Origin of the sequence: Streptomyces sp. NRRL S-378, assembly GCF_000720645.1 — a bacterium.
Classification (GTDB): Bacteria; Actinomycetota; Actinomycetes; order Streptomycetales; family Streptomycetaceae; genus Streptomyces.
Map to the genome: position 1 here is coordinate 1 of NZ_JOBX01000020.1, position 25139 is coordinate 25139.

The 25139-nt window shown below is 72.4% G+C and carries 21 protein-coding genes; 7 read left to right on the forward strand and 14 right to left on the reverse strand.

Annotated features, from left to right (window positions below):
- A partial coding sequence (locus tag IH80_RS46040; protein WP_030961247.1) for a PucR family transcriptional regulator occupies positions 1 to 736 on the forward strand: 736 nt, incomplete at its 5' end.
- Positions 737 to 867: 131 nt separating this feature from the next.
- Positions 868 to 1842 (forward strand): NAD(P)-dependent alcohol dehydrogenase, encoded by a 975-nt coding sequence (locus IH80_RS0116585; RefSeq protein ID WP_030961248.1) that lies wholly within the window; start codon positions 868 to 870, stop codon positions 1840 to 1842.
- Positions 1843 to 1852: 10 nt separating this feature from the next.
- On the opposite strand, the gene IH80_RS0116590 is transcribed toward IH80_RS0116585, so the two are convergent.
- The 7 genes from IH80_RS0116590 to IH80_RS0116620 form a co-directional block, all read right to left on the reverse strand.
- On the reverse strand, positions 1853 to 2431 hold the full coding sequence (locus tag IH80_RS0116590) for a TetR/AcrR family transcriptional regulator (RefSeq protein ID WP_030961251.1): 579 nt from the start codon (positions 2429 to 2431) through the stop codon (positions 1853 to 1855).
- Between the two features lie 225 nt (positions 2432 to 2656).
- Positions 2657 to 4246 carry a phosphoglycerate dehydrogenase gene (gene serA / locus IH80_RS0116595; RefSeq protein ID WP_030961253.1) on the reverse strand — a complete coding sequence of 530 codons (1590 nt, stop codon included), beginning with the start codon at positions 4244 to 4246 and terminating at the stop codon, positions 2657 to 2659.
- A 311-nt stretch (positions 4247 to 4557) separates the two neighbouring features.
- Entirely contained in the window at positions 4558 to 5559 is a 1002-nt protein-coding gene (gene ilvC / locus IH80_RS0116600; RefSeq protein ID WP_030846905.1) for a ketol-acid reductoisomerase, read from the reverse strand.
- A gap of 157 nt (positions 5560 to 5716) precedes the next feature.
- Positions 5717 to 6241 carry an acetolactate synthase small subunit gene (gene ilvN, locus IH80_RS0116605; RefSeq protein ID WP_030027475.1) on the reverse strand — a complete coding sequence of 175 codons (525 nt, stop codon included), beginning with the start codon at positions 6239 to 6241 and terminating at the stop codon, positions 5717 to 5719.
- A gap of 31 nt (positions 6242 to 6272) precedes the next feature.
- Positions 6273 to 8159, reverse strand: a complete 1887-nt coding sequence (locus tag IH80_RS0116610; protein ID WP_030961254.1) for an acetolactate synthase large subunit — start codon at positions 8157 to 8159, stop codon at positions 6273 to 6275.
- Between the two features lie 204 nt (positions 8160 to 8363).
- Positions 8364 to 11252: an EAL domain-containing protein gene (locus IH80_RS0116615; protein WP_037880192.1), complete on the reverse strand. Its 2889-nt coding sequence runs from the start codon at positions 11250 to 11252 to the stop codon at positions 8364 to 8366.
- 298 nt (positions 11253 to 11550) lie between these two features.
- Positions 11551 to 12498 (reverse strand): 2-hydroxyacid dehydrogenase, encoded by a 948-nt coding sequence (locus IH80_RS0116620; RefSeq protein ID WP_030961257.1) that lies wholly within the window; start codon positions 12496 to 12498, stop codon positions 11551 to 11553.
- Between the two features lie 72 nt (positions 12499 to 12570).
- Here IH80_RS0116620 and IH80_RS0116625 point away from each other — a divergent pair, with 72 nt between their 5' ends.
- From IH80_RS0116625 to IH80_RS39415, 3 genes are all read left to right on the forward strand, one after another.
- The gene (locus IH80_RS0116625; protein WP_030961258.1) at positions 12571 to 13578 is read left to right on the forward strand and encodes an aldo/keto reductase; all 1008 of its coding nucleotides are present in this window, start codon (positions 12571 to 12573) and stop codon (positions 13576 to 13578) included.
- Between the two features lie 108 nt (positions 13579 to 13686).
- Complete coding sequence (locus tag IH80_RS0116630) at positions 13687 to 14940, forward strand: PQQ-dependent sugar dehydrogenase (RefSeq protein WP_078906573.1); 1254 nt, start codon at positions 13687 to 13689, stop codon at positions 14938 to 14940.
- 32 nt (positions 14941 to 14972) lie between these two features.
- A complete protein-coding gene (locus tag IH80_RS39415; protein ID WP_386393934.1) occupies positions 14973 to 15161 on the forward strand; it encodes a DUF6191 domain-containing protein in 189 nt (62 codons plus the stop codon).
- Here the strand turns inward: IH80_RS39415 and IH80_RS0116640 are convergent.
- The 6 genes from IH80_RS0116640 to IH80_RS0116665 form a co-directional block, all read right to left on the reverse strand.
- The gene (locus tag IH80_RS0116640; RefSeq protein ID WP_078906574.1) at positions 15124 to 18210 is read right to left on the reverse strand and encodes a helix-turn-helix transcriptional regulator; all 3087 of its coding nucleotides are present in this window, start codon (positions 18208 to 18210) and stop codon (positions 15124 to 15126) included. The two genes, IH80_RS39415 and IH80_RS0116640, sit on opposite strands and share 38 nt — an antisense overlap.
- A gap of 59 nt (positions 18211 to 18269) precedes the next feature.
- Positions 18270 to 18452: a hypothetical protein gene (locus IH80_RS0116645; RefSeq protein WP_030961262.1), complete on the reverse strand. Its 183-nt coding sequence runs from the start codon at positions 18450 to 18452 to the stop codon at positions 18270 to 18272.
- Positions 18453 to 18616: 164 nt separating this feature from the next.
- Positions 18617 to 19228: a hypothetical protein gene (locus tag IH80_RS0116650; protein WP_037880194.1), complete on the reverse strand. Its 612-nt coding sequence runs from the start codon at positions 19226 to 19228 to the stop codon at positions 18617 to 18619.
- A gap of 97 nt (positions 19229 to 19325) precedes the next feature.
- Positions 19326 to 19880 (reverse strand): GNAT family N-acetyltransferase, encoded by a 555-nt coding sequence (locus IH80_RS0116655; RefSeq protein ID WP_030961266.1) that lies wholly within the window; start codon positions 19878 to 19880, stop codon positions 19326 to 19328.
- A gap of 39 nt (positions 19881 to 19919) precedes the next feature.
- Positions 19920 to 22169: an MMPL family transporter gene (locus IH80_RS0116660; protein WP_030961267.1), complete on the reverse strand. Its 2250-nt coding sequence runs from the start codon at positions 22167 to 22169 to the stop codon at positions 19920 to 19922.
- 207 nt (positions 22170 to 22376) lie between these two features.
- Complete coding sequence (locus IH80_RS0116665; protein WP_051809411.1) at positions 22377 to 22814, reverse strand: hypothetical protein; 438 nt, start codon at positions 22812 to 22814, stop codon at positions 22377 to 22379.
- 60 nt (positions 22815 to 22874) lie between these two features.
- Here IH80_RS0116665 and IH80_RS0116670 point away from each other — a divergent pair, with 60 nt between their 5' ends.
- Both IH80_RS0116670 and IH80_RS0116675 read left to right on the forward strand, forming a co-directional pair.
- Positions 22875 to 23684, forward strand: a complete 810-nt coding sequence (locus IH80_RS0116670; RefSeq protein WP_030961269.1) for a GNAT family N-acetyltransferase — start codon at positions 22875 to 22877, stop codon at positions 23682 to 23684.
- A gap of 84 nt (positions 23685 to 23768) precedes the next feature.
- Positions 23769 to 24269, forward strand: coding sequence for a DinB family protein (locus tag IH80_RS0116675; protein WP_030961271.1), 501 nt, complete (start codon positions 23769 to 23771; stop codon positions 24267 to 24269).
- A 90-nt stretch (positions 24270 to 24359) separates the two neighbouring features.
- Here IH80_RS0116675 and IH80_RS0116680 read toward each other — a convergent pair whose 3' ends face one another.
- Entirely contained in the window at positions 24360 to 25091 is a 732-nt protein-coding gene (locus tag IH80_RS0116680) for a siderophore-interacting protein (RefSeq protein ID WP_030961273.1), read from the reverse strand.
- Positions 25092 to 25139 lie beyond the last annotated feature (48 nt).

Genomic DNA, 25139 nt, shown 5'->3' on the forward strand with positions numbered 1-25139 from the left:
GGGCCTGGCCCTGGCCGTACTGCTGCGGCTGCGCTCGACGGACGCACTGGCGCCGGCGCTGACCGCGGTGGCACGCCTGCTGCCCCGCCCGCCGGAACCGGCGACGGCCGGCGCGGGTTCGTCTGCGGGCGGCGCCGGACCGCAGAAACGGGCGGCGGCGAGGACGTCGGCCGGAGCCACCGCGCTAGCGGCATCGGCGGGCGGACAGACCGGCCCCGTACCGGCCCGGTCCGCAGCGGCCCGGTCCGCGACGACCGGGCCCGCGCCGGCCGCACCCGGGACCTCCGGGGCCCCGGCGGGCGCCTTGCCGGCCGGCCCGCACCGGATGACCGCGGGAGTCGCCGACCCCGTCCGCGGGCTCGCCGACCTGCCCGCCGCCTGGGAGCAGGCCGTCGCCGCGGCCCGCGCGGCCGTCGCCGATCCCCGGCTCGGCCCGGTCGCCCAGTGGTCGCGGATCGGGCCGTACCGGCTGCTGGCGAGCCTGGGCGCCGACCCGGTGGACGATCCGGCGGCCCGGCCCCTGCTCGCGCCCGCCCACCGCGAACTCGCCCGTACCGCCGAGGTGTTCCTGGACTGCGCCGGCCAGGCGGGCCGCGCCGCCGCAGCCCTCGGCATCCACCGCCAGACCCTCTACTACCGCCTCGGCCGCGTGGAGCAGCTGACCGGCCTCGACCTCGACTCGGGCGAGGACCGCCTGCTGCTGCACATGGCCCTGAAGGCTTCCCGCCTGGTCTGAGGGTCATCTCCGGGACCGCCCGGGGCCGTCCCCGATGCCCCGGTGGCCGCCGGGACCCTAGCGTCGCGGACAGCGCCGGCCGCCCTTCTCGCGGAGCCCTCCGCTCCGGCCGGCGCGGCCACGGAGGCCCCATGAAGGCGATCGTCCAGGACCGGTACGGCTCCCCCGGCGTACTGCAGTTGAGGGAGGTCGAGCGTCCTGCCGTCGGCGACCGGGACGTGCTCGTACGGGTCCGCGCGGCCTCGGTCAACGCCCGCGACTGGCACCTCGTGCGGGGCGACCCCTACCTGGCCCGCCTGGTGCTGGGCCTGCGCGGCCCGAAGGTGCGGATCCGGGGCACCGACTTCGCGGGCCGGGTGGAGGCGGTCGGCAAGGAGGTGACCCGGCTGCGCCCGGGCGACGAGGTGTTCGGCGAGGCCGAGGGGGCCTTCGCCGAGTACGTGTGCGCCCCTGCCGACGCGGTGGAGCCGAAGCCGGCGAACCTGACGTTCGAACAGGCGGCCGCGGTCCCGCTGGCGGGGAACACCGCGCTCATGGGCCTGCGCGACCTGGGGCGCCTGCGGCCGGGGCAGCGGGTCCTGGTCAACGGCGCGTCAGGCGGGGTGGGGACCTTCGCCATTCAGCTCGCCAAGGCGTTCGGCGCCGAGGTGACCGGCGTGTGCGGCACCAGGAACGCGGAGCTGGTGCGCTCGCTCGGCGCCGACCACGTCGTCGACTACTCCCGGGAGGACTTCACCCGCACCGGCCGGCGCCACGACCTCGTCCTCGACCTGGTGGGCAACCGGACGCTCGCCGCGTACCTGCGCGCGCTGACACCCGGGGGCACGCTGGTGCTCTCGGGGGGCGGGACGTCCGAAGGGGGGAGCCCGGTCGGGCCGATGGCCCTGCTGATGAAGGGCCGGGCGCTCGCCCCCTTCGTCCGCCGGCGGCTGCTCGTCCTCACCGCGACGCCGGACCGGCGCAACCTCGCGGTGCTGCGGGAGTTCATCGAATCGGGCCGGGTCACCCCGGCCGTCGACCGCACCTACCCGCTGCGCAAGACTCCCGAGGCCATCCGGTACCTCGAAGTGGAACACGCCCGCGCGAAGGTGGTCATCACGGTGTGAGCACCTCGGGCTACGCCTGCGGCCGGGTCGCCGCCTCGGCGGCCCGGCGCATGCCTTCGGTGAACTCCTCGGCCGTGGCGGCCGACTCCGGGTCGACGAGCCACTGGATCATCAGGCCGTCGAGCAGGGCCTGGTAGAAGGAGCCCAGGGTGCGCACGTCCCGTTCGTCGAGCTCGTCCTCCGGGGTGCCGGTGAGCATGGAGACCAGCCCGCGGCGCCCCTCGGCCTGCGAGGCCGCGAGCACGGCCCGCAGCTCCGGCCGCTGGTCCCGGCCGAGCGCCACCTCCAGGCTCGCCGCCCAGACGGGCGCGGATTCTGCCTGCTGGCCGAGGACTCCTTCCCAGAGCGCCCGGAAGCGTTCCAGCGAGCCGCCCTCACCGGCCGGGTCGTCCTGGAAGACCGCCCCCCACTCCTCCATCAGACCGATGAACGCCTGGGTGAGCAGGGCGTCCTTCGAGCCGTAGTGGTAGCCGATGGAGGCCAGGTTCGTCCCCGACGCGCTGACGATGTCGCGCGCGGTGGTGCGTGCGAACCCTTTCTCCACCAGGCACTTCTTGGCGCCTTCGAGCAGATCGTCACGGTGTCCCATGGCCCGACCGTAGCAAGACAAGTGTCCTGTACGACGGTCCCATACGGCTGTCCTGCACCAGCGTCCTACACGAGCGTCTATGAGGTGTGTGCGTTGCTCGCGCCCAGCCGGGCGCAGCCCGCCGAGCAGGCCGGTTCCGCCGCCTGTCTGCCGGCGACGGGTACGGCACGCGGAAGGGCCCGGGGTCTCCCCCGGGCCCTTCCTCAGGTCACTGCCGTGGCGGCGTCAGGCGAGGCTGACGGTGCGCGCCGAGGCGGCGCCGATCTCGGCGGCGATGTCCGCGAGGACGTTCGCCGGAACCTCGGCGTCGACGGTGAGGACCGCGAGGGCCTCGCCGTGCTCCTCCGCACGGGCGACCTGCATGCCCGCGATGTTCAGGCCGCCCTCGCCGAGGACGCGGCCGACGGTGCCGACCACGCCGGGGCGGTCGGTGTAGCGCAGGACGACCATGTAGTCGGCGAGTGCCAGGTCCACGTCGTACTCGCCGATGCCCACGATCTTCTGCAGGTGCTTCGGGCCCGCGAGCGTGCCGGAGACCGAGACCTCCTGACCGTCCGACAGGGTGCCGCGCACGGTCACCACGTTGCGGTGGTCCGGGGACTCCGAGCTGGTGGTCAGGCGCACCTCGACGCCGCGCTCCTGCGCGAACAGCGGGGCGTTGACGTAGGAGACCGTCTCGTCGACGACGTCCTCGAAGACACCCTTGAGCGCGGAGAGTTCGAGCACCTTGACGTCGTGCTGGGTGATCTCGCCGCAGACCTCGACGTCGAGGCGGACCGCGACCTCGCCGGCGAGGGCGGTGAAGATGCGGCCGAGCTTCTCGGCGAGCGGCAGGCCCGGACGGACGTCCTCGGCGATGACGCCGCCCTGGACGTTGACCGCGTCCGGTACGAGCTCACCCGCGAGGGCCAGGCGCACCGACCTGGCGACGGAGACACCGGCCTTCTCCTGGGCCTCGTCCGTGGACGCGCCGAGGTGCGGGGTGCAGACGACCTGGTCGAGCTCGAAGAGCGGGGAGTCCGTGCAGGGCTCCTTCGCGTACACGTCGAGGCCGGCGCCTGCGACGCGGCCCTCCTTGATGGCCGAGTACAGCGCGGCCTCGTCCACGATGCCGCCGCGCGCGGCGTTGACGATGCGGACGGACGGCTTGACCTTGTGCAGGGCCTCGTCCCCGATGAGACCGAGGGTCTCGGGGGTCTTGGGCAGGTGCACCGTGATGAAGTCGGCGACCTCGAGGAGCTCGTCCAGCGTCAGCATCTTGACGCCCATCTGGGCGGCGCGCGCGGGCTGCACGTAGGGGTCGTACGCGACGATCTTCATGCCGAAGGCCGACATGCGCTGGGCGACGAGGACGCCGATGCGGCCGAGGCCGACGACGCCCAGGGTCTTCTCGCTGAGCTCGACGCCCGTGTACTTGTTCCGCTTCCACTCGCCGTTCTTCAGGGCGGTATTGGCCTGCGGGATGTTGCGGGCGGTGGCGACCAGCAGGCCGCAGGCGAGCTCGGCCGCGGTCACGATGTTCGAGGTCGGGGCGTTGACGACCATCACACCGGCCTTGGTGGCGGCGGAGACGTCGACGTTGTCCAGACCGACGCCGGCACGGGCGACGACCTTCAGCTTCTTCGCCGCGGCGATGGCCTCGGCGTCGACCTTCGTCGCGGAGCGGACGAGGATCGCGTCGACGTCGACGATGGCGGGCAGCAGCTCCCCGCGGTCGGCTCCGTTGACGTGCCGGATCTCGAAGTCCGGACCGAGCGCGTCCACCGTGGCGGGCGACAGCTCTTCGGCGATGAGTACGACAGGTTTCGAGCTCACGTGGGTCATCCTCACAAGTCCAGTGCGGACGGCCGTCCCGACGGCCGCAGGCGGTGGAGGGGGTAGCCGCGTGGAAGACGCACGACACTGTGGGCCTGACGCGTATGTGTTGAGCAGTGTAGTGGCGCGGGCGGACCGGTTTTCCGCCTGTACGGAAGGATCACTCTTCCGTGGTTGGCCGAGGTGGACAAGCCACGCCCGCGAGGGCCCCGGTCCGGCGCTCCGGTCACCGGTGCGGCCGGTGCCGTTGCGCCGGGTGATGTACGGCGGGGCCGGGACACGATCGTCGTCCCGGCCCCGCCGCCACCAGATCAGCTCTCGTCGCTGTCGACCCAGCTCATCAGCTTGCGCAGCTTCTTGCCGGTGGTCTCCAGCAGGTGCTCCGAATCGGCCTTCTTGTACTCGTTGTACTTCGGCAGACCGGCCTTGTACTCGGCCATCCACTCCTCGGCGAACTTGCCGCTCTGGATCTCCTCCAGGACCTTCTTCATCTCGGCCTTGGTGGCGTCGGTGATGACGCGCGGGCCGGTGATGTAGTCGCCCCACTCGGCGGTCTCGGAGACCGACCAGCGCATCTTCTCCAGGCCGCCCTCGTACATGAGGTCGACGATGAGCTTCAGCTCGTGCAGGCACTCGAAGTAGGCGATCTCCGGCTGGTAGCCGGCCTCGGTCAGGGTCTCGAAACCGGCCTTGACCAGCGCGGACGCACCACCGCAGAGGACGGCCTGCTCACCGAACAGGTCGGTCTCGGTCTCCTCGGTGAAGGTGGTCTTGATGACGCCGGCGCGGGTGCCGCCGATGCCGGCCGCGTAGGAGAGCGCCAGGTCGAAGGCCTTGCCGGTGGCGTCCTGCTCGACAGCGGCGATGCAGGGAACGCCGCGGCCCTCCTCGTACTGGCGGCGGACCAGGTGGCCGGGGCCCTTCGGGGCGACCAGCGCGACGTCCACGTTGGCGGGGGGCTTGATGAAGCCGTAGCGGACGTTGAAGCCGTGGCCGAAGAAGAGCGCGTCGCCCTCCTTGAGGTGGTCCTTGATGGACTCCTCGTAGATTTCGGCCTGCAGCGGGTCCGGGGTGAGGATCATGATGACGTTCGCCCACTCGGCGGCCTCGGCCACGGGGACGACCTTCAGGCCCTGCTCCTCGGCCTTGGCCTTGGACTTCGAGCCCTCCTTCAGGCCGACGACGACGTCGACGCCGGAGTCACGGAGCGACAGCGCGTGGGCGTGGCCCTGGCTGCCGTAACCGATGACCGCGACCTTGCGGCCCTGGATGATGGACAGGTCGGCGTCGTTCTCGTAGAACAGCTCGGCCACTGGGATATCTCCTTGGTGCGCTGGTGTTGCTCCCACCGTACGGCGGGGAACGGAATCTGAGTCTGTCGGTCTCGCTATGCGGGCCGAGCGTGTCTGCCGCGGCCCGGGAGGGCGTCGTACCGCGGGCGACGGGCCTCGGCCGCCGCGCCGGTACGGGTCAGGCGCTGCGGTCGAGCGCGCGCAGGCTGCGGTCCGTGATGGACCGTCCGCCACGCCCTATGGCGATCGTGCCGGACTGCACGAGCTCCTTGATGCCGAACGGCTCCAGCATCTTGAGCATGGCGCCGAGCTTGTCGGAGCCGCCGGTCGCCTCGATGGTGACCGCCTCCGGGGAGACGTCGACCGTTTTGGCGCGGAACAGCTGGACGATCTCGACGATCTGCGAACGGGTCTCGTTGTCGGCGCGGACCTTCACCAGGACGAGTTCGCGCTCGATGGCGTTGTGCGGCTCCAGCTCGACGATCTTGAGCACGTTGACCAGCTTGTTCAGCTGCTTGGTCACCTGCTCCAGCGGGAGGTCCTCGACGTTGACGACGATGGTGATGCGGGAGATGTCGGGGTGCTCGGTGACGCCGACCGCGAGGGAGTCGATGTTGAACCCGCGGCGGGAGAACAGGGCGGCGATCCGGGCGAGGATGCCGGGCGTGTTCTCGACCAGGACGGAGAGCGTGTGCTTGGACATGTGGGGCGTTCTCTCTCTCGGCTCTCTCGGCTCAGTCGTCTTCGTTGTCGCCGAAGTCGGGACGGACGCCCCGGGCTGCCATGACCTCGTCGTTGGAGGTGCCGGCGGCGACCATCGGCCACACCATGGCGTCCTCGTGGACGATGAAGTCGATGACGACGGTACGGTCGTTGATGGCGTTGGCCTCGGCGATGACCTTGTCCAGGTCGGCCGGGTCCTCACAGCGCAGCGCCACGCAGCCCATGGCCTCGGAGAGCTTGACGAAGTCCGGGACGCGCGTGCCCTTGCGGGGCGCGGTGGACTCGCCGAGCTGGGAGCCGACCGTGTCGTGACCGGTCTCGTCGGCGTGCAGGACGGTGTTGGAGTACCGCTGGTTGTAGAACAGCGTCTGCCACTGGCGGACCATGCCCAGCGCACCGTTGTTGATGATCGCGACCTTGATCGGGATGTTGTTCAGGGCGCAGGTGACCAGTTCCTGATTGGTCATCTGGAAGCAGCCGTCGCCGTCGATCGCCCAGACGGTGCGCTCGGGCATGCCGACCTTGGCGCCCATCGCGGCCGGGACCGCGTAGCCCATGGTTCCGGCGCCGCCGGAGTTCAGCCAGGTGCGGGGCTCCTCGTACTTGACGAAGTGCGAGGCCCACATCTGGTGCTGGCCGACACCGGCCGCGAAGACCGTGCCCTTCGGCGCGAGCGCGCCGATCCGCTCGATGACCTGCTGCGGCGAGAGGCTGCCGTCCTCGGGCAGGTCGTAGCCCAGCGGGTACGTCTCGCGCCAGCGGTTGAGGTCGTTCCACCAGGCGGTGTAGTCGCCGGCGCTGCCCTCGGTGTGCTCGGCCTGGACCGCCTGGATCAGGTCGGCGATGACCTCGCGGGCGTCACCGACGATCGGGACGTCGACGGCGCGGTTCTTGCCGATCTCGGCCGGGTCGATGTCCGCGTGGATGATCTTGGCGAAGGGGGCGAAGCTGTCCAGCTTGCCGGTGACGCGGTCGTCGAAGCGGGTGCCGAGCGCGATCAGCAGGTCCGACTTCTGGAGCGCGGTGACACCGGTGACGCTGCCGTGCATGCCGGGCATGCCCACGTGCAGCGGGTGGCTGTCGGGGAAGGAGCCCAGCGCCATCAGGGTGGTGCAGACCGGGACGCCGGTCAGCTCGGCGAGGACCTTCAGCTCCGCGGTGGCGCCGGACTTCATGACGCCGCCGCCGACGTACAGCACCGGGCGCTTGGCCTGGCAGATGAGCTTGGCGGCCTCGCGGATCTGCTTGGCGTGCGGCTTGGTGACCGGCCGGTAGCCGGGGAGGTCCTGGGAGGGCGGCCACGCGAAGGTGGTCTTCGCCTGCAGGGCGTCCTTGGCGATGTCGACGAGGACCGGCCCGGGACGGCCGGTGGCGGCGATGTGGAACGCCTCGGCGATCGTCTTGGGGATGTCCTCGGCCTTGGTGACCAGGAAGTTGTGCTTCGTGATCGGCATGGTGATGCCGACGATGTCCGCCTCCTGGAAGGCGTCGGTGCCGATCGCCTTGGAGGAGACCTGGCCGGTGATCGCGACGAGCGGGACGGAGTCCATGTGCGCGTCGGCGATCGGGGTGACCAGGTTGGTGGCGCCCGGGCCGGACGTGGCCATACAGACGCCGACCTTGCCGGTGGCCTGGGCGTAGCCGGTGGCGGCGTGGCCGGCCCCCTGCTCGTGGCGGACCAGGATGTGACGGACCTTCTTGGAGTCCATCATCGGGTCGTACGCGGGGAGGATGGCGCCTCCCGGAATCCCGAAGACGGTGTCGCACCCCACCTCTTCGAGAGAGCGGATGAGGGACTGCGCACCCGTGACGTGCTCAACTGCGGCGGACTGCTGTCCGCCGGAACGGGGCCGCGGCTGCGGATGGTGGGCCCCGGTGGCCTGCTCGGTCATCGGCATTCTCTTCTCGAAGCTGAGGGTTTTACGCGGATTCGACTCTGTGCCAGTGCAACAAAAAACCCCTCGTGCCAGGAGGCAAGCGAGGGGAGCGCGTCGGGTGTGTTGAGCGGGGACATGCAGGCCCCAGCTTCAGCCGACGCGCTTTCCAAGTACGAGAATTCGGGTGCGCATGGCATTGACCCTCCCTCTGGCGGGAGGGTGATGTCAAGTAGGTGGGACGGGCGTCTCATTATGTGAGCCTCTGCGGATGACCATGGAGCCCCCGGAGGAGCCGCCCGCCAGTGCGTGCTGGGCCGCTCCGCCCGGTACTGGGAACGTACCGCGCACCAGCGCGCGCCGCAGCCTGTACTCGTCGAGGGGGCCGGAAAAGGCCATCCCCTGGCCGTGCGTGCACCCCATGGCGCGCAGCGCGGCCACCTGCTCCGGCAGGTCCACGCCGTCGGCCACCGACCGCATGCCGAGGTCGTTTGCGATGCGCAAGAGACCGGCTGTGATCTTGTGCAGGCGGGCCGACTCGACCACCCCCTCCACCAGCCCCCGGTCCAGCTTCAGCATGTCCACGGGGAGCCGGCGCAGGGCGCTGATGGCGGCGTAACCGCTGCCGAAACCGTCCAGGGCGATCCCCACCCCGAGCCGGTGCAGGGCGGCCAGGCGGCGCTCCAGGTCGTCGAAGGGGACCCTCGGGTCGGACACCGCGAGCTCCAGCACCAGGGCCCCGGAGGGCAGGCCGTGCCGGGTCAGGAGCGCTTCCACGGAGCCGAGCGGCATGGCGCTGTCCAGGAGCCGCTGGGCGGTCATCCGCACGGCCACCGGCACGTCGTGTCCGGCACGGTGCCGGTCGGCGGCCTGCTCGACGGCCTCCTCCAGCAGCCAGCGCCCCAGCTCGGCGGTGCGCGAGACGTCCGGGCCCGTGCCGGCCGCGCCGCCCGCCACGCCCTCGCTGTACTCGGCCACCCGGAGGAACTCCGCCGGGGTGAAGAGGATCCCCTGGGCCGACCGCCACCGCGCCTGCGCGGCGACGGCCGCGATCTCGCCGGTGGCCAGCGAGACCACCGGCTGGTGGAGCAGGGCGAACTCGCCCTCGTGCAGTGCGGTGCGCAGCCGGCCCGCCAGCTCGGCCTTGCGTACCACCTCGGCCTGCATCTGGGGGGCGTACACCTCGACCCGGTCCTTGCCTCCGGCCTTGGCCCGGTACATCGCGAGGTCCGCGTTGCGCATCAGGTCCGAAGGGGTGATCCCGGGGTCGGCGAAGGCCACGCCGATGCTGGCGGCCACGCGTACCTCGTTGCCGCCGATCCGGTACGGCTGGGAGAGCCGGGTGCGCAGCCGGTCGGCGATCTCGCGGGCCTGGTACTCGCGGGCACTGCGGTCGCGGCTGCCGTCGCCGAGGATCAGCGCGGCGAACTCGTCGCCGCCGAGCCGGGCGGCGGTGTCCCCGGCCCGGACCGAGTCCTGGAGCCTGCGGGCGGCCTCGACGAGCAGTTCGTCGCCGGCCTGGTGGCCGATGGTGTCGTTGACCGCTTTGAAGCCGTCGAGGTCGATGAAGAGGACGGCGGTGCTGTGGTCGCCGGCGCGGCGGCCCGTCAGGGCCTGGCGCACGCGCCGGGTGAAGAGGGCCCGGTTGGGCAGGTCGGTCAGGGGGTCGTGCTCGGCGCTGTGCTGGAGCTGGGCCTGGAGCCGGACGCGCTCGGTGACGTCCCGGCTGTTGAGGATGAGGCCGCCCTGGTGGCGGTTGACGGTGGACTCCACGTTCAGCCACTCGCCGCCGCCCGACTTGAAGCGGCATTCGATGCGGGTGGTGGGTTCCTCGGTGGGCGGTGCGGCGAGGAAGCGGCGTACCTCGTGAACCACCCTGCCGAGGTCGTCGGGGTGGATCAGGGTGGCCAGTTCGGTACCGACCAGCTCCTCCGCCTCGCGGCCGTAGACCCCGGCGGCGGCCGGGCTGACGTAGCGGAGGGTCCCGGTGGGTGCGGCGATCATGATCACGTCGCTGGAACCCTGGACGAGGGAGCGGAAGTGGTTCTCCTTCTGGGCCAGTTCCTGGGTCAGCGCGATGTTGTCGAGGAGCATGATGCCCTGCCGGATGACGAGGGCGAGCACGACCGTGCAGCCGGTGAAGACGACCATCCGGTCGACCTTCCGGCCGTCCACGACGTTGTAGAGGATGCCGAGGGTGCACACGGCGGCCGCGAGGTACGGCGTGAGGGCGGGCAGCGACCCGGTGATCGGGCGGCTGTGCGGGCGGTCCCTGCGCGGGGGGCCGGCCGGCACCGGGCCCTGGTGGATGCCCCGGGCGCCCCAGGGCGCGTACGCGAGCAGCAGCGAGCCGGCGAACCAGCCGGCGTCGAGGAGCTGTCCGGACTGGTACTCGGCGCTCAGCAGGGGCGAGGTGAACAGGGCGTCGCTGAGGACGGTCAGGGCCAGCGCCGCGATGGCGGTGTTCACGGCGGAGCGGTTGGTCTCGCTCCGCCGGAAGTGCAGGACGAGGACCATCGAGACGAGCGCGATGTCCAGCAGGGGGTAGGCGAGGGAGAGCGCGGCGCGCGGGACGCTGCCCGGGGCCCCGGACTGCGCGGTGCGCGCGGCGTGGGCCAGCGCGAGGCTCCAGGACAGGGTGAGCAGCGAGCCGCCGATCAGCCAGGAGTCGAGTCCGAGACAGACCCAGCCGGCGCGGGTGACCGGGCGTTTGGCGAGGACGAGCAGGCCCACGATGGCGGGCGGGGCGAAGCAGAGGAAGGCGAAGTCGGCGAGCGAGGGCTTCGGCACGTCCTGGCCGAGGACCACCTCGTACCAGCCCCAGACGGCGTTGCCGCAGGCGCCCATGAGGGAGGAGAAGGCGAAGAGCAGCCAGGCGGGGCGTTCCCGGCTGTCGATCGTCCGGGAGTAGGTGTAGCAGGAGACGGCGGCCAGCAGTCCGGCCGCGCTCAGTCCGAAGTCGCCCATGATCTCGGCGACTTCCTCCGACCCCCAGCTGAGGGCGGCGCCGACGGCGTACCCGCCGCTGACGACCGCGAGGACCAGCTGCATCGCCAGGCACCTGCCTCCGCCCGATACGGACGGCCGGTCCAGGAGCGCCGCCCCCGGGGTGCTCACCGGTCCCCCTCGCCGGCTGGTTCCGGCGCGGCCCAGTCCCGGCAGCGTCGCCTTCTGCGGCTGTGCCGCGTCGGGTCCTTCGTCCATTGGCCGTGCATCGCCCGTCGCCCCCCAAAGTGTCCGATCACTCCCCAGCGCCAGACGTTCCCGGCGCAGCCCCTTCTTCCGGACGATACACCACTTTCGTCACTCAGGGACATAGTTGCTCTACGCTCCGTTACCGACCGGGGAGTTGAAGCGACGGCGCGCATTCGAACGACTGCGGAGCGTAAACGTCGCGCAGGTCGTTCCGCGGGGGTCATTCGGTGATCAGCACGGTGTGCTCCACGGGCTCTCCGGCGGCGAAGCGGGTGAGCTGGCGTGCCAGGAGGCGCTTGGCCCGCGGCTCGAACGCCGAGCTGCTGCCGCCGACATGCGGCGTGATCAGGACGTTGGGAGCGTGCCAGAGCGGGTGGCCGGCGGGCAGCGGTTCCGGGTCGGTGACGTCGAGCGCCGCGCGCAGCCGGCCCGACTCCACCTCCGCCAGCAGGGACTTGGTGTCGACGACCGGGCCGCGCGAGACGTTCACGAGCAGGGCGCCGTCCTGCATCCGGGCGAGGAACCCGGCGCCCACGAGCCCCCGGGTGGCGTCGGTCAGGGGCGTCACGAGGATCACCACGTCGGCCTGCGGCAGGAGCCGGGGCAGGTCGGCGATGGCGTGCACCGGCCCCCGTGCGGTGGTCCGCGCCGAGCGGGCCACCCGTTCGATCCGTGCGCACTCGAACGGCACGAGGCGGTCCTCGATGGCCGAGCCGATGGATCCGTAGCCGATGATCAGAACTGACTTGTCGGCGAGGGCGTCGTAGAAGCCGGAGCGCCATTCCTCGCGGTCCTGCCCGCGGACCATGCCGGGGATGCCGCGCAGGGAGGCGAGGGTCAGCGCGAGGGCCAGCTCGGCGGTGCTGGCCGTGTGGACCCCCACGGCGTTGCACAGCCGTACCCCCGGGCGCAGGTCTCCGAGGCGGCCCAGTACGTCGTCGATGCCGGCCGTCAGGGTCTGGACGACCCGGACGGCCGGCATCGCGGCGAGCGGGCGCACGGTGACCTCGGCGGACTTCATGTAGGGGGCCGCGTAGAAGACGCAGTCGGCCGGATCGGCCGGGAAGGCGTCCTCGCCGTCCCACTGGCGGTACCGGAAGGAGTCGGGGAGGCCTGCGACCTCTTCAGCGGGGAAGGGGAGCCAGACGTCCCCGGGCGTTGCAGTCATGATCACGAGGCTATGCCAAGCCGTCTTGATCAAGCCGTTAGTTTGGTTGCCGGAGCGGAGGGGGACGCAGGGGTGGAGCGCAGGTCGATCGGGGCGGGGGCGCTGAGCGTGGGCGCCGTCGGCCTCGGCTGTATGCCGATGAGCTGGGCGTACACGCCTTCGCGGCGACGGGGGCACGAGTCGCTGGCCGCCGTGCACGCGGCGCTGGACCTGGGGTCGAACCTGCTGGACACGGCCGATGTGTACGGGCCGTTCACCAACGAGCTGCTGCTGGGGCGGGTGCTGCGGGAGCGGCGGTCCGACGCGTTCGTGTCGGCCAAGGTCGGGCTGCGGGCGGGCGACCAGCACGTGGTAGCGGACGGACGGCCCGGCTACCTGCGGCGGGCCTGCGACGCCTCGCTGCGGCGGCTGCGCACCGACGTCATAGACCTCTACCAGCTGCACCGGGTGGACCCGGAGGTCCCGGTGGAGGAGACCTGGGGGGCCATGGCGGAGCTGGTGGGCGCCGGGAAGGTGCGGGCGCTCGGCTTCTGTGCGCTGGGTGCCGGGGCCGGCCCGGGGGCGGGGCGGCGCGGTGACCGCGGGTACCGGACGACGCTGCGGCACCTGGAGCGGATGCAGCAGGTCTTCCCGGTGAGCGCGGTGCAGGCGGAGCTGTCGGTGTGGTCGCCGGAGGCTGCGCGGCAGCTGCTGCCGTGGTGCGCGGCGCGCGGGGTGGGGTTCCTGGCGGCGATGCCGCTGGGCAGCGGGTTCCTGACCGGGACCCTCAGGCCGGGCGAGGGCTTCGAGCCGGAGGACGTCCGGGCCCGGCACCCGCGGTTCACGGCGGAGGCGATGGCCTCGAACCAGGTGCTGGTGGCGGGGCTGCGGCGGGTGGCGCTGCGGCACGGGCCCGAGGTCACGGTCGCGCAGGTGGCCCTGGCCTGGGTGCTGGCGCAGGGCCCGCAGGTGGTGCCGGTGGCCGGCGCGGACCGTGCGCACTGGGCGGTGGAGAACGCGCAGGCGGCGCAGCTGCGGCTCACGGCCGCGGACCTGACCGAGATCGCGGACCTTCCGGTCGACGTGGGAGCCTGGGACTGACCGCCCACAACCACTCGATCGGGTGTACGAGTGGTGGAACTTCAGGAACTGCCCCGGCTGTTGAGACGGGTGAAGGGCAGGATCGGAGGACCGGAAGGGAGCAGGGCGATGCGATTCGGAAGTTCTCCCGGGCAGGCGGGGTACGAGGGGCAGGCGGGGTACGAGGGGCAGGGCGGGCGGCACCGGAGCGTGCTGGCAGCGGTCGCGCTGGCCGGGTGCGGTGCGCTGCTGGTGACGGGATGCTCCCCGGAGGGCGCCCCGGACGCCGGGCGGGGCGGTTCCCCACCGGGAGCGACATCGGCGGCGACGGGGTCACCGGGCCCCTCCGGGAGCGGCGCCGCCTCGCCGTCGGCGTCCGGGCCGCCCGCGAAGGGGGCGGTGACGGTCACCGGCGAGGTCGCCAAGGGCCTGGAGTCGCCTTGGGGCGTGGCCCCTCTCCCCGGGGGTGACCTGCTGGTCGCCTCCCGGGACAAGGGGACGATCAGCCGGGTCGCCGCGGGGTCGGGCACGGTGACGCAGATCGGCGAGGTGCCGGGCGTGGAGCCGGGCGGCGAGGGCGGGCTGCTGGGCCTCGCGCTGTCGCCGGACTTCGCCTCGGACCGTCTGGTGTACGTCTACTTCACGACCGCGTCCGACAACCGGATAGCGCGACTGCGCTATGACGAGCAGAGACCTCCCGGGCAGCAACTGGGCGCGCCGGACACCGTGTTCCGGGGGATCCCCAAGGGCCTGATCCACAACGGCGGACGGATCGCCTTCGGCCCGGACAGGATGCTGTATGCGGGAACGGGAGAGACCGGCGTCACCGGGCTCGCGCAGGACAGGAAGTCGCTCGGCGGCAAGATCCTGCGGATGACTCCGGACGGGGATCCGGTGCACGGCAATCCGGAGGCGGATTCGGTCGTCTATTCCTACGGGCACCGCAATGTGCAGGGCCTCGCCTGGGACAAGGACAAACGGCTGTGGGCGGCCGAGTTCGGCCAGAACACCTGGGACGAGCTGAATCTGATCGAGCCCGGTGCGAACTACGGCTGGCCCGAGGCCGAGGGGAAGGCCGGCAGGCCGGGCATGCGGGATCCGGTGGCGGTGTGGAAGACGGACGAGGCCTCGCCGAGCGGTATCGCCTGGGCGGAGGGGTCGATATGGATGGCCGGGCTGAAGGGCGCGCGGCTGTGGCGGATCCCGCTGTCGGGGACGGCGCCGGTGGCCGAGCCGGAGGCCTTCCTGGCGGACAAGTACGGCCGGCTGCGGTCCGTGATCGCTCTCGGGGGTGACCGGCTGCTGCTGGTCACGAGCGAAACGGACGGGCGCGGGTCGCCGGAGGCGGGCGACGACAGGATCCTGACACTGACGGTGCGGTGACCGGCGTGCCCCCGGGCGGGGGCGAAGGGTGCGTGGACACGGTGTTCAACATGATCGAGGAGCTGTTCAACCCGGGACGCAAGCACACGAACGACGAGAAGAAGCGGCTGGAGCTGTCCCGGACCGATGTGGGCGACAACGATCCGGGACGGGGACCGATAGACCTCGACTCCGGCAGGGTGCTCATACGCCTGGACGAGGAGCCCGCCGAGGGGCACTGACCGGCCCCGGACCGGGTGGGGAGGCCGGACCGGGTGGGGGGAAGAGCCTGAGCCGGTGGGCGAGTGCGGCCGCCTCCCCGCGGCCGGCGACACCCAGCTTGGCCAGGATGTTCGAGACGTGCACGCTCGCCGTCTTCGGGGAGATGAAGAGCTCCTCGGCGATCTTGCGGTTGGTGCTGCCCGCAGCCACCAGGCGCAGGACGTCCCGCTCGCGGCTGGTCAGGCCGAACGCCTCGGCCGGGTCCGGCTGCGCCTCGGGGGCTTCCGCAGGTGTGGCGTCGGCCGTCAGCGGGATCCGTGCGCGCCGGGCGAGCAGGGCCAGGTCCTCACGCAGCCGGCGTGAGCCGATCCGGTCGGCGGTGGCGTGGGCCTCGCGCAGCAGTACGGCAGCGGGCTCCCGGTCACCGACGGCCAGCAGGGCCTCGGCGAGCCGGTGGCGGGCCCGGGCCAGGAGGTACGGGCGCTGCAGCGGGCGGACGGCCTCTTCCACGGCGGTCCAGTCGGTGACGGTGTCCCGGGCCTCGGCCCGCAGTAGTTCGGCCCGCAGGTATTCGGCGTGCGCGGTCCACACCGGGACCGGGGTGGCGAGGGTGCGGGCGGCGGTGCGCAGCACGTCCAGGGCGGCGGCGCGGCCGGCTTCGGCGGCGGGGAGCCCGCGGGCGTCCGCCTCGGCTGAGGCGGAGGCGAGCAGCAGGGGCCAGGCGTAGCGGTGCTGGCCGAGCGGGAAGCCGCGGGCCACGGCGGCGGCCGTCTCGGTGCGGACGTCGGCGATCCGGCCCTCCCCCGCGGCCACCCCGATCGCCAGGCGGTGCAGCGGGATCCGGTGCTGCGGCTGGATCTCGTGCGTGCCGAAGTGGCTGTGGGCGGCGGCGAGCCGGTGGGCCGCCTCCGCCGACTCGCCCCGGGCCAGGGCCAGGTGGGCGAGCCGTGCGGAGGCGGAGCCGCGCGGGGCCGCGCTCCGGCCGACCAGCAGGGTGCGGCGGGCCGCTTCGGCGGCCTCGTCCCAGCGGCCGAGGCTGTAGAGGCTCTCGGCCATGTTTCCGCAGATCCAGGCCTCGGTGTCCAGCAGCCGGGACCGCCGGGCCAGTTCGGTCCCTTGTTCGCACAGTTCCACGGCCTCGTGGGACCGTCCCAGGCTTTCCAGCTGAGAGGAGAGGTTGATATGCGCACGACCTGCCAGCAGCGCCATCCCGAGTTCCATGGCCCGTTCCCTGACCGCGTACATCTCGGCGATGCCGCCCGGGCCGTCGCCCGCGTCGGTGAGCAGCGCTCCGACCGTGATCCGGGCGTTGAGCTCGGTCTCGGCCGCGCCGACCATCCGGGCGTATTCGACGGCGCGTTCGGCGGCGGCGAGGTTGCCCGGTCCGGGCTTGTGGAGCATGCCCCAGCTCGCGGCCCGGACCAGGACCTCGGCGTGCACCTGGGACGGGGGCAGCCCCCGGACGAGGTCCTGCGCCCTGGCTATCTCCTCCCAGCCGTCGCCGCGGCCGAGGGAGGCGACCAGGCGGGAGCGCTCGGTCCAGAACCACGCGGCCCGCAGCGGGTCGCCGTTCTCCTCCAGCAGGTGCAGCGCCGTCTTCGTGATCTTCAGGGCACGTTCGCGTTCCCCTCCGTAACGCGCAGCGACGGTCGCCTCGGCCAGCAGGTCGAGGCGCTGGAGCGGGGTGGTGGCGGGATCGCAGCCGCAGGGCGGGTACACGTCGGTGTAGTCGGCCGGGCGAAGCGCCTCGCGGACCTCCTCCGGGGCGCTGTCCCACAGGTCCAGCGCCCGCTCCAGCAGGTTCAGCTGCTCGGAGTAGGCGTGGCGGCGGCGGGCGGCGACGGAGGCGGCCAGTACGGCGGGCAGCGCCTTGGCGGGGTCGTTCGCGTGGTACCAGTGGCTGGCCAGCCGGATGACCCGCTCCTCCGCGCGGATCAGGTGGGCGTCGGCCTCCACCGCCTCGGCGTAGCGGCGGTTGACGCGGGCGCGCTCGCCGGGCAGCAGGTCGTCGCCGACGGCCTCGCGGACCAGCGAGTGCCGGAAGCGGTAGCCGTCGCCGTCGGGGGTGGCGAGCAGGATGTTGGCTCCGACCGCGGCTCTGAGCGCCTCGATCAGTTCGTCCTCGGCGAGCCCGGCGACGGCGCGCAGCAGCGGGTACTCCACGGTGGAGCCGCCCTCGGCGACGATGCGCACCAGGCGCTGGGTGTCGTCGGGCAGGACCTCGACGCGGACGAGGAGGAGGTCGCGCAGGGATTCCGTGAGGCCGGTGCGGCAGCCGCTCTCCCGGGAGGCGACGAGTTCCTCGACGAAGAAGGCGTTGCCGTCGGACCGGTCGAAGACGGTGTCCACGAAGTCCTCGTCGGGCTGTGCCGCGAGGATGCCGGCGAGCTGGCGGCGTACCTCCGCGCGGTTGAAGCGGGAGAGCTCGATCTTCCCGACGGTGCGGAGCCGGTCGAGTTCGGCGAGGAGCGGGCGCAGCGGGTGGCGGCGGTGGACGTCGTCCGAGCGGTAGGTGGCGACGACGACGAGACGGCCTGCGGCGAGGGTGCGGAAGAGGTAGGAGAGCAGGTGCCGGGTGGAGGCGTCCGCCCAGTGCAGGTCCTCCAGGACGAGGACGACGGTGCGGTCGGCGGCGAGTCGCTCCAGCATCCGGCCCGTGAGTTCGAAGAGCCGGGCGGTGCTCTCCTCGTCGTGCGGTCCCCTGGGGGTGTCGCCGAGTTCGGGGAGGATCCGGGCGAGTTCGTCCTCCTGGCCCGCGGTCGCAGCGGCCAACTCCTCGGGGAGCAGGCGGTGCAGGGTGCGCAGTGCCGTCGAGAAGGGGGCGAAGGGAAGACCCTCCGCCCCTATCTCCACACAGCCGCCGACGGCGACGACGGCGCCCCGCCGGTCCGCTTCGGAGAGGAACTCCTCGGTGAGGCGGGTCTTGCCGACCCCGGCCTCTCCCCCGATGAGCATCGCCTGGGGCTCCCCGCCCCCGGCACGGGTCAGTGCGTCGGTGAGTACGGCCAGTTCGTCGGCGCGGCCGACGAACACCGGGCTGACAGATCTGGTCTCCACGTCGCCGAGCATCGCACAGGGCCCGTGGCCTGCGGCACCCGATACGGGGTCGTTCCGCACGGCGGGACGGCTCACGCGGGCCGGGGCGCGGAACGGGCGCCGCGGGTCCCCGGTGTTGTCACCCGCCCCCGGGGGTCCTGGCCGCGTGAGGTGGCGCGGCGCGCCTTCCGGGCTTCCCGGACCACGTGGTACGCGGCGGCCTCGCGGAGGAGGTCGGTGGTGCGGGCGGCGGCGGCGATCTCGTGCTCGAACATCTCGTACTCCCTGGTTGCGGTTCTCGGCACCTCGTTCGGTGTGATCCGAGATTCGCCTCCCAGGGGGTACCGGCGCATCGGTCGCATGCCGCATCCGGCGGGGGCCGGGGGCCTTAGCCCGGCGCGGGGTGCCCGGGACGGCCCGCGGGCGACTGAGGCACTGCCTAGGCAGCCCCTGCCTTCGGGACGGCCAGGAGGAGGTCGAAGTACATGAGGACGAAGAGCAGTACGCCGAGGGCGCCCAGGCCGATGCCGGCCCAGGAGACGGACCGCACCCAGGTCGGGAGGGTGCGCTCGGGGGTGCTGAAGGCGGGGAGGGCGAGCACGAAGGTGGCGATGATGAGGGCGAGGGCCGAGAAGACACCGTTGACCATCGCGGTGGTGTGCCACGGGTCGACGAACTGGGCGGCGATCTGCGCATTGGCGTCGGCGGCCTGGCTCAGCTCCAGACGGGCGGCGACGCTCGCGCGCTCGGACACGATGCCTGCGACCCAGCTTCCGCTGAGGGCGACGACGGAGAGACCGGCGGAGACGATCGCGAAGGCCGCGGAGCCCACGTGGCTCGGCTGCTCGTCGTCCGCCGGGTCCTCGGCGAAGTCGTCGTCGAGGTCGGGGTCGGCGAGGGCGGAGCCGGTGTCGGTGTCGGTCGCGGCGTCGAGGGCGGCGTCGGCCTTGGCCTCGGTCGCGGCGTCCTGGGCGGTCTCGGTCTTCTCGAGGTCGACCGGGGTGGTGTCCGCCTCGGCGGCGTTCGGGGCGGGGGTCTTCGTGGTGTCCATGCGGGGCACCGTAGGGGCCGTGTCTGAGAGTTCTCTGAGAATCCGGTGGTCGTGGCCGCATCGGGCCCCGCGGTCGGCGGGGCCCTGGCGGCGTGCCTCAGGAGGAGCGGGTTGCGGCCCACTCGTGGGCGAGGACCGACCAGACCTCGGTGTCCTGGCGGACGCCCCGGTGGAGGTAGTTCTCCCGCATGACGCCTTCGCGGGTCATGCCGAGGCGTTCGGCGACGGCGAGGCTCTTCTTGTTGCCGGTGGCGGCGTGCCATTCGACGCGGTGCATGCCGCGCTCGCCGAAGGCGTAGTCGATCAGGACCCGGCAGGCTTTGGTCACCAGGCCGCGGCCGGCCGCGGCGGGCTCCAGCCAGCAGCCGATCTCGCAGTTCCCGCCGTCGGCGTCGAAGTTGGGGAAGAGGACGCCACCCACGAGGGTGCCGTCGAGGCGGATGCCGAAGAAGCGGGCGCCGTCCTCACCGGCCTTCACGGCGTACTTGGCCAGGAAGGCCCTGGCGGAGTCGACGTCCGGGGACCGGTCCGGGAAGCCGACGTACTGGCCGATGTACTCGCGGCCGCGTTCGATGTGCGCGAAGAACTCCTCGGCGTGCCGGGCCTCCAGCGGGAACAGCTGGGCGCCTTCGGCGAGGTCTATCGAGAACATGCGGCTTCTTCCTTGGGTCTCGTGCGGCGGTTCGCCGGATCACCGGGAGGCTGTGGCGGGCTCGGCCTCGTCCTCGCTCGTGGTGGGGACGGTGTCGGACCGCTGTGCCGGAAGTTTCGCATGCGGACGGTGCTCGGGGGGCTCGATGCTGATCCGGGGGAGCCGCCGGTCGAGCCAGGCCGGCAGCCACCAGTTGGCGCCGCCGAGCATGTGCATCAGGGCCGGGACGAGGAGGGTGCGCAGGACGAAGGCGTCGAGGGCCACGGCCGCGGCGAGCGCGATGCCGAACATCGCGATGATGCGGTCGCCGCTGAGCACGAAGGCGAGGAAGACGGAGATCATGATGACGGCGGCCGAGTTGATGACCCGGCTGGTCTCGGCGAGGCCGACGCGCACGGCGCGCCTGTTGTCGCCGGTCTCCAGCCACTCCTCGTACATCCGGCTGACGAGGAAGACCTGGTAGTCCATCGACAGTCCGAAGAGGACGGACACCATGATCACGGGCAGGAAGGGCTCGATGGGGCCTGCGCTGCCCAGGCCCAGCCGTTCGCTTCCCCAGCCCCACTGGAAGATCGCGACCACGACGCCGAAGGAGGAGGCGACGGCGGCGACGTTCATGGCCGCCGCCTTCAGCGGGATGCCGATGGACCGGAAGGCCAGCAGCAGCAGGACGCAGCCGAGGGCGATGACCACGCCCACGAACAGCGGCAGCTTCCCGATGATGACCTCGGCGAAGTCGTCGTAGGCGGCTGTCACTCCGCCGACGTGGACCTCCATGGAGTTGTCCTGGCCGGCGCGCGGGATGACGTCCTGCCGGAGCGTGTCGACGAGGTCGCTCGTGGCCCGGGACTGGGGGGCGGAGTCCGGTACGACAGTCAGGACGGCCGTGTCGCCGCTGCGGTTGAAGACGGCGGGGCCGGTGGAGGCGACGCCCGGCGTCGCCCGGAGGGCTTGCTCCAGCCGGTCCACGGCGAGCCGGTCCCCGGCGCCGTCCAGGCGGGCGACGACGGCGAGCGGGCCGTTCGCGCCGGGCCCGAAGCCGTCCGCGAGCAGGTCGTAGGCCTGTCGGGTGGTGGAACCGGCGGGGTTGTTGCCCTGGTCGGAGGTGCCCAGGTGGAGCGAGAGGGTGGGCAGGGCCAGGACCACCATGACGGCGGTGGCGACGGCGCCGAGCAGTTTGGGGTGGCGCTCGACGAAGGCGGACCAGCGGGCGGCGAAGCCGGAGGTCCGCTCGGGCTGCGGGCCCTCGGCGGCGAGCCTGCGGCGCTCACGGCCGGAGAGGGCGCGCAGGCCGATCCAGGAGAGCAGCGCGGGCAGCAGGGTCACCGAGGCGGCGACGGTCAGGACGACCGTCACGCATGCCGCTATCGCGACGCCGTTGAGGAAGCTCAGCCGCAGCACCAGCATGCCGAGCAGCGCGATGCAGACGGTGAGGCCCGCGAAGACGACGGCCCGGCCGGTGGTGGCGACGGCCCCGGCGGCTGCCTCCTCCACGGGAAGGCCGCGCATGAGGCCCTTGCGGTGCCGGGTGACGATGAACAACGCGTAGTCGATGCCGACGCCGAGGCCGATGAGGGTGCCGAGCATGGGGGCGAAGTCGGCGACCGGCATCGCGTGACCGAGCAGGGTGATGCCGAAATAGGCGGTGCCGACGCTGACGAGGGCGGTCGCGATGGGCAGCAGGCTCGCGGCGAGGGATCCGAAGGCGAGGAAGAGGACGAGGGCCGCGACGGCCACGCCAATGATCTCGGCGAGGTGCGCGGTGGGGGCCTCGGTGAGCTGGATGGCGCGGCCGCCCAGTTCGACCTGGAGTCCGCCGGCCTCGGTGGTGGGGTTCTTCGCGGTGTCGACGACGGCCCTGGCCTGGGCCTTGGGTACGGCGTCGGCCGGCCGGTCGAAGGTCACCACGGCGTAGGCGGTGCGCCCGTCGGGGCTGATGCGCGCGGCGCTCTCGGGGCCGGAACCGTACGGTCCGGCGACCGACCCGACACCGGGCAGTGCGGCGACGGCGTCGAGGGCCCGGGTCATGCGCTGCTCGATGTCCGGGGTGCGGACGCTGTGATGGTCCGGGGCCCGCCACACGATGGTGTCGGTGTCGCCGCCCTGGCCGTGGAAGCCTTCACGCAGGAGGTCGTTCGCCTTCCCGGACTCGGTGCCGGGGACCTCGTAGTCGTTGGAGAACGCCGCTCCGGCGGTCACTGCGGCCGCCGCGGTCCCGCCGAGGGCGAGCAGCCAGATCAGGACGGCGAGGAGGCGGTGGCGCATGCACCACCGCGCGAAGACTGCCAACGGACGTGCTCCCTGGTGGGTTCGGATCTTTACCGGGAGACAGCCCGTCGCAAAGAACGCGTGAACTCGTGAAGGCCCGGCCGAAGGCCCGGGGGTCGCCCCGTGGTTCGGCCCAGATGGTCTGCAACCCCCACGATCTCAGCGTTTCGTGATCGTTGGCCCATTTCGTGTGCATCGTCACAGCAGGATCGGGAGGGGTGCGGGAACTCAGGTGCCGGCCGGGGTCCCGGTCCCTCCGGAGGTCGCCGGGGCGAGGGCGTTCTCCCGGTCCTCGGGCTCGTCGACCCGGTAGCCGGGGATCGAGGGCCAGCGGACGGTGAGGACGACCGCGTCCTCCTCCGCGTACCAGGAGTGGTCGACGCCGCGCCCCCAGAGCACGTAGTCGCCCTGCTCGGCGAGGACGACGGTCCGCCCCGGGAACTCCAGCCGGAAACGTCCGCTGATCAGGACCAGCAGCGCGGTGCGCTTCTCGGCGGTCGCCCAGCGCTCGCGTTCGTCGCCCTTGGGGTGGACACCCCATTTGATCTCCACGTCCTCGCTGTGACGGGGATCGGCCGGGTCCTTGAAGTGACCGAGGAGCCAGCCGCGGTCGGCGGCGGCGTCGGGGGCGGCCTTGCCGGTGTAGATGGTGAGGTCGTCGTTCACGCTGGTGAGGCTAATGCAGTTGTGCGGCCCGCAGGTCACTGGTGAGCTGGGCGGATGACGATGGATCTTGATGAACTGCTGAAGGTGCGCGCCCGGTTCGACGCCGAGGTGCGCGAGGGTGCGCAGGCCGACGGCGGGGACGCGCTCGTGGAACGGGTGGGCCCGGTCGTCCGGCAGAGCGTGCCCGGCCTCGGCTGGAACGGCGTGCTCTGGTCGGACCTCGACGCGCAGACGGCGGACGCGCAGATCGCCGCGCAGGTGGCCTTCTTCGCGGAGCGCGGCTGCCCGGACTTCGAGTGGAAGCTGTACGAGCACGACCGGCCGGTGGACCTCGGGGACCGGCTGCGCGCCGCGGGCTTCGTACCGGAGCCGCCGGAGACGCTGATGGTGGGACTGGTGGCCGAGCTCGCGCAGCTGCCGGTGGAGCCGCCGGAGGGGATCACCCTGCGGGTGGTGACGGACGGGGCCGGGGTGGACCTGATGATGGAGGTCCACGCGCGGGCCTTCGGCACGGAGCGGCCCCGGATCCGGGAGGCGCTGCTGAGCCGGCTGCGCGACGAACCGGAGACCATCGCCGCGGTGGTCGCGATGGCGGGTGACGTCCCGGTGAGCGCCGCGCGGATGGAGATGCGGCCGGGGGCGGCCTTCGCCGGCCTGTGGGGCGGCGGGACGGTCCCGCAGTGGCGCGGCCGGGGCATCTACCGCCTTCTCGTCGCCCACCGTGCGCGCCTGGCGGCGGAGCTCGGCATCCCCTACCTCCAGGTGGACGCCTCGGACGACAGCCGTCCGATCCTGGAGCGGCTGGGCTTCGGGGTGATGGGCGTGACGGTGCCGTACATCTGGACGCGGCCGGGCCCGGACGCGGACTGAGGCCGCACGGGCCGGTCACGCCGGGCCGGCCCGGCGCAGGACGGGGGTTCCGCGGCCCCGGGGCCGACGGGCAGGATCTTGGACATGGAACGCATCAGCCCGCCCCTGACCGGGGACGAACGCGAGACCCTCCGCGCCTACCTCGACTACCACCGGGCCACCCTCGCCTGGAAGTGCGAGGGGCTCACCGACGAGCAGCTGCGCCGGGCCTCGATGCCCCCGTCCACCCTGTCGCTGCTGGGACTGGTCCGGCACATGGCAGAGGTGGAGCGGCACTGGTTCCGCCGTGTCATCGGCGGCGAGGAGCTCCCGCACCTGTGGTCGGACAGCCACGACTTCCAGGCCGCCTACGACGCCTCCGGTTCGAGCCGCGCCGAGGCGTTCACCGCCTGGGAGGAGGAGGTGGCGCGCGCCCGCCGCATCGAGGCGGCCGCCGCGTCCCTGGAGGTGACGGCGTTCGTGCCGCGGTGGGAGGAGGAGGCTTCGCTGCGCCTGGTCATGCTCCACCTGATCCACGAGTACGCGCGCCACAACGGCCATGCGGACCTCCTGCGCGAGGCGATCGACGGGGCGACCGGGGCATAGGCCCCGTCCCCCGCCCCGGCCCGCGCCGCACGCGCAAGCGCGCCCGCACCCGCACCCGCACCCGCACCCGCACCCGCCCGGACAACAGGTCTAGGCGGCGCGCCAGTACCCCAGGCCGTTGACCCGCTGCTTCGGCAGGCCGAGGTCCTTGCGCAGGTAGGCCGTCAGGGTGCGGGTCGTGGCCGTGTCGCAGGCGAGCCAGACGTATGCCGATCCCGGGTCGCCGAGCAGCTCCGGCAGTTCGGCCCGGACCCGGTCGGCCAGCGCCGTGCCGTCCCGCGGCACCCGGCGCATGTCGTGCCGCTCCGCGTCCAGGCGTACCGGCAGGTCCGTGTCGGAGGTGTGCTGGGTCTCGAACCAGATGGTCGCGGGCAGGCGGGGGAAGGCGTCCAGCAGTGAGTTGATCGCCGGGAGGGAGGCGGGGTCGCCGATGACCAGCAGGCGTTCCGGGGACGGCGCCGGGGCGGAGAATCCGGTGCCCTGCACGGTGGCCTCGACGGTGTCGCCCGGCTTCGCGCCGCGCGCCCAGTCGCTGGCGACCCCGTCGTGCAGGGCGAACTCGAAGCAGAAGGTGCCCGCTTCGGGATCAGGGTCCACCAGGGTGTAGGCCCGCTGGTGCGGCTTGCCCGCGTTCTGGAACCAGACCCGTACCCACATCGTCGGGTGCAGCGATTCGCCGGCGGCGGCCAGCAGTCCGCCGTCGGTGAAGTACACCCGGCGGTAGTGCTCCGTGACGTCTTCCGCCCCGGTCACCGTGAACGTGAAGTCCTTGCCCCGCAGGAGCTTGAGGACCACGCCCTCCCAACCCTTGCCGACCGCCATGTCCGACCCCTCCCCTGACACCTTTATAGTTAGGTCAGCCTAACCTAA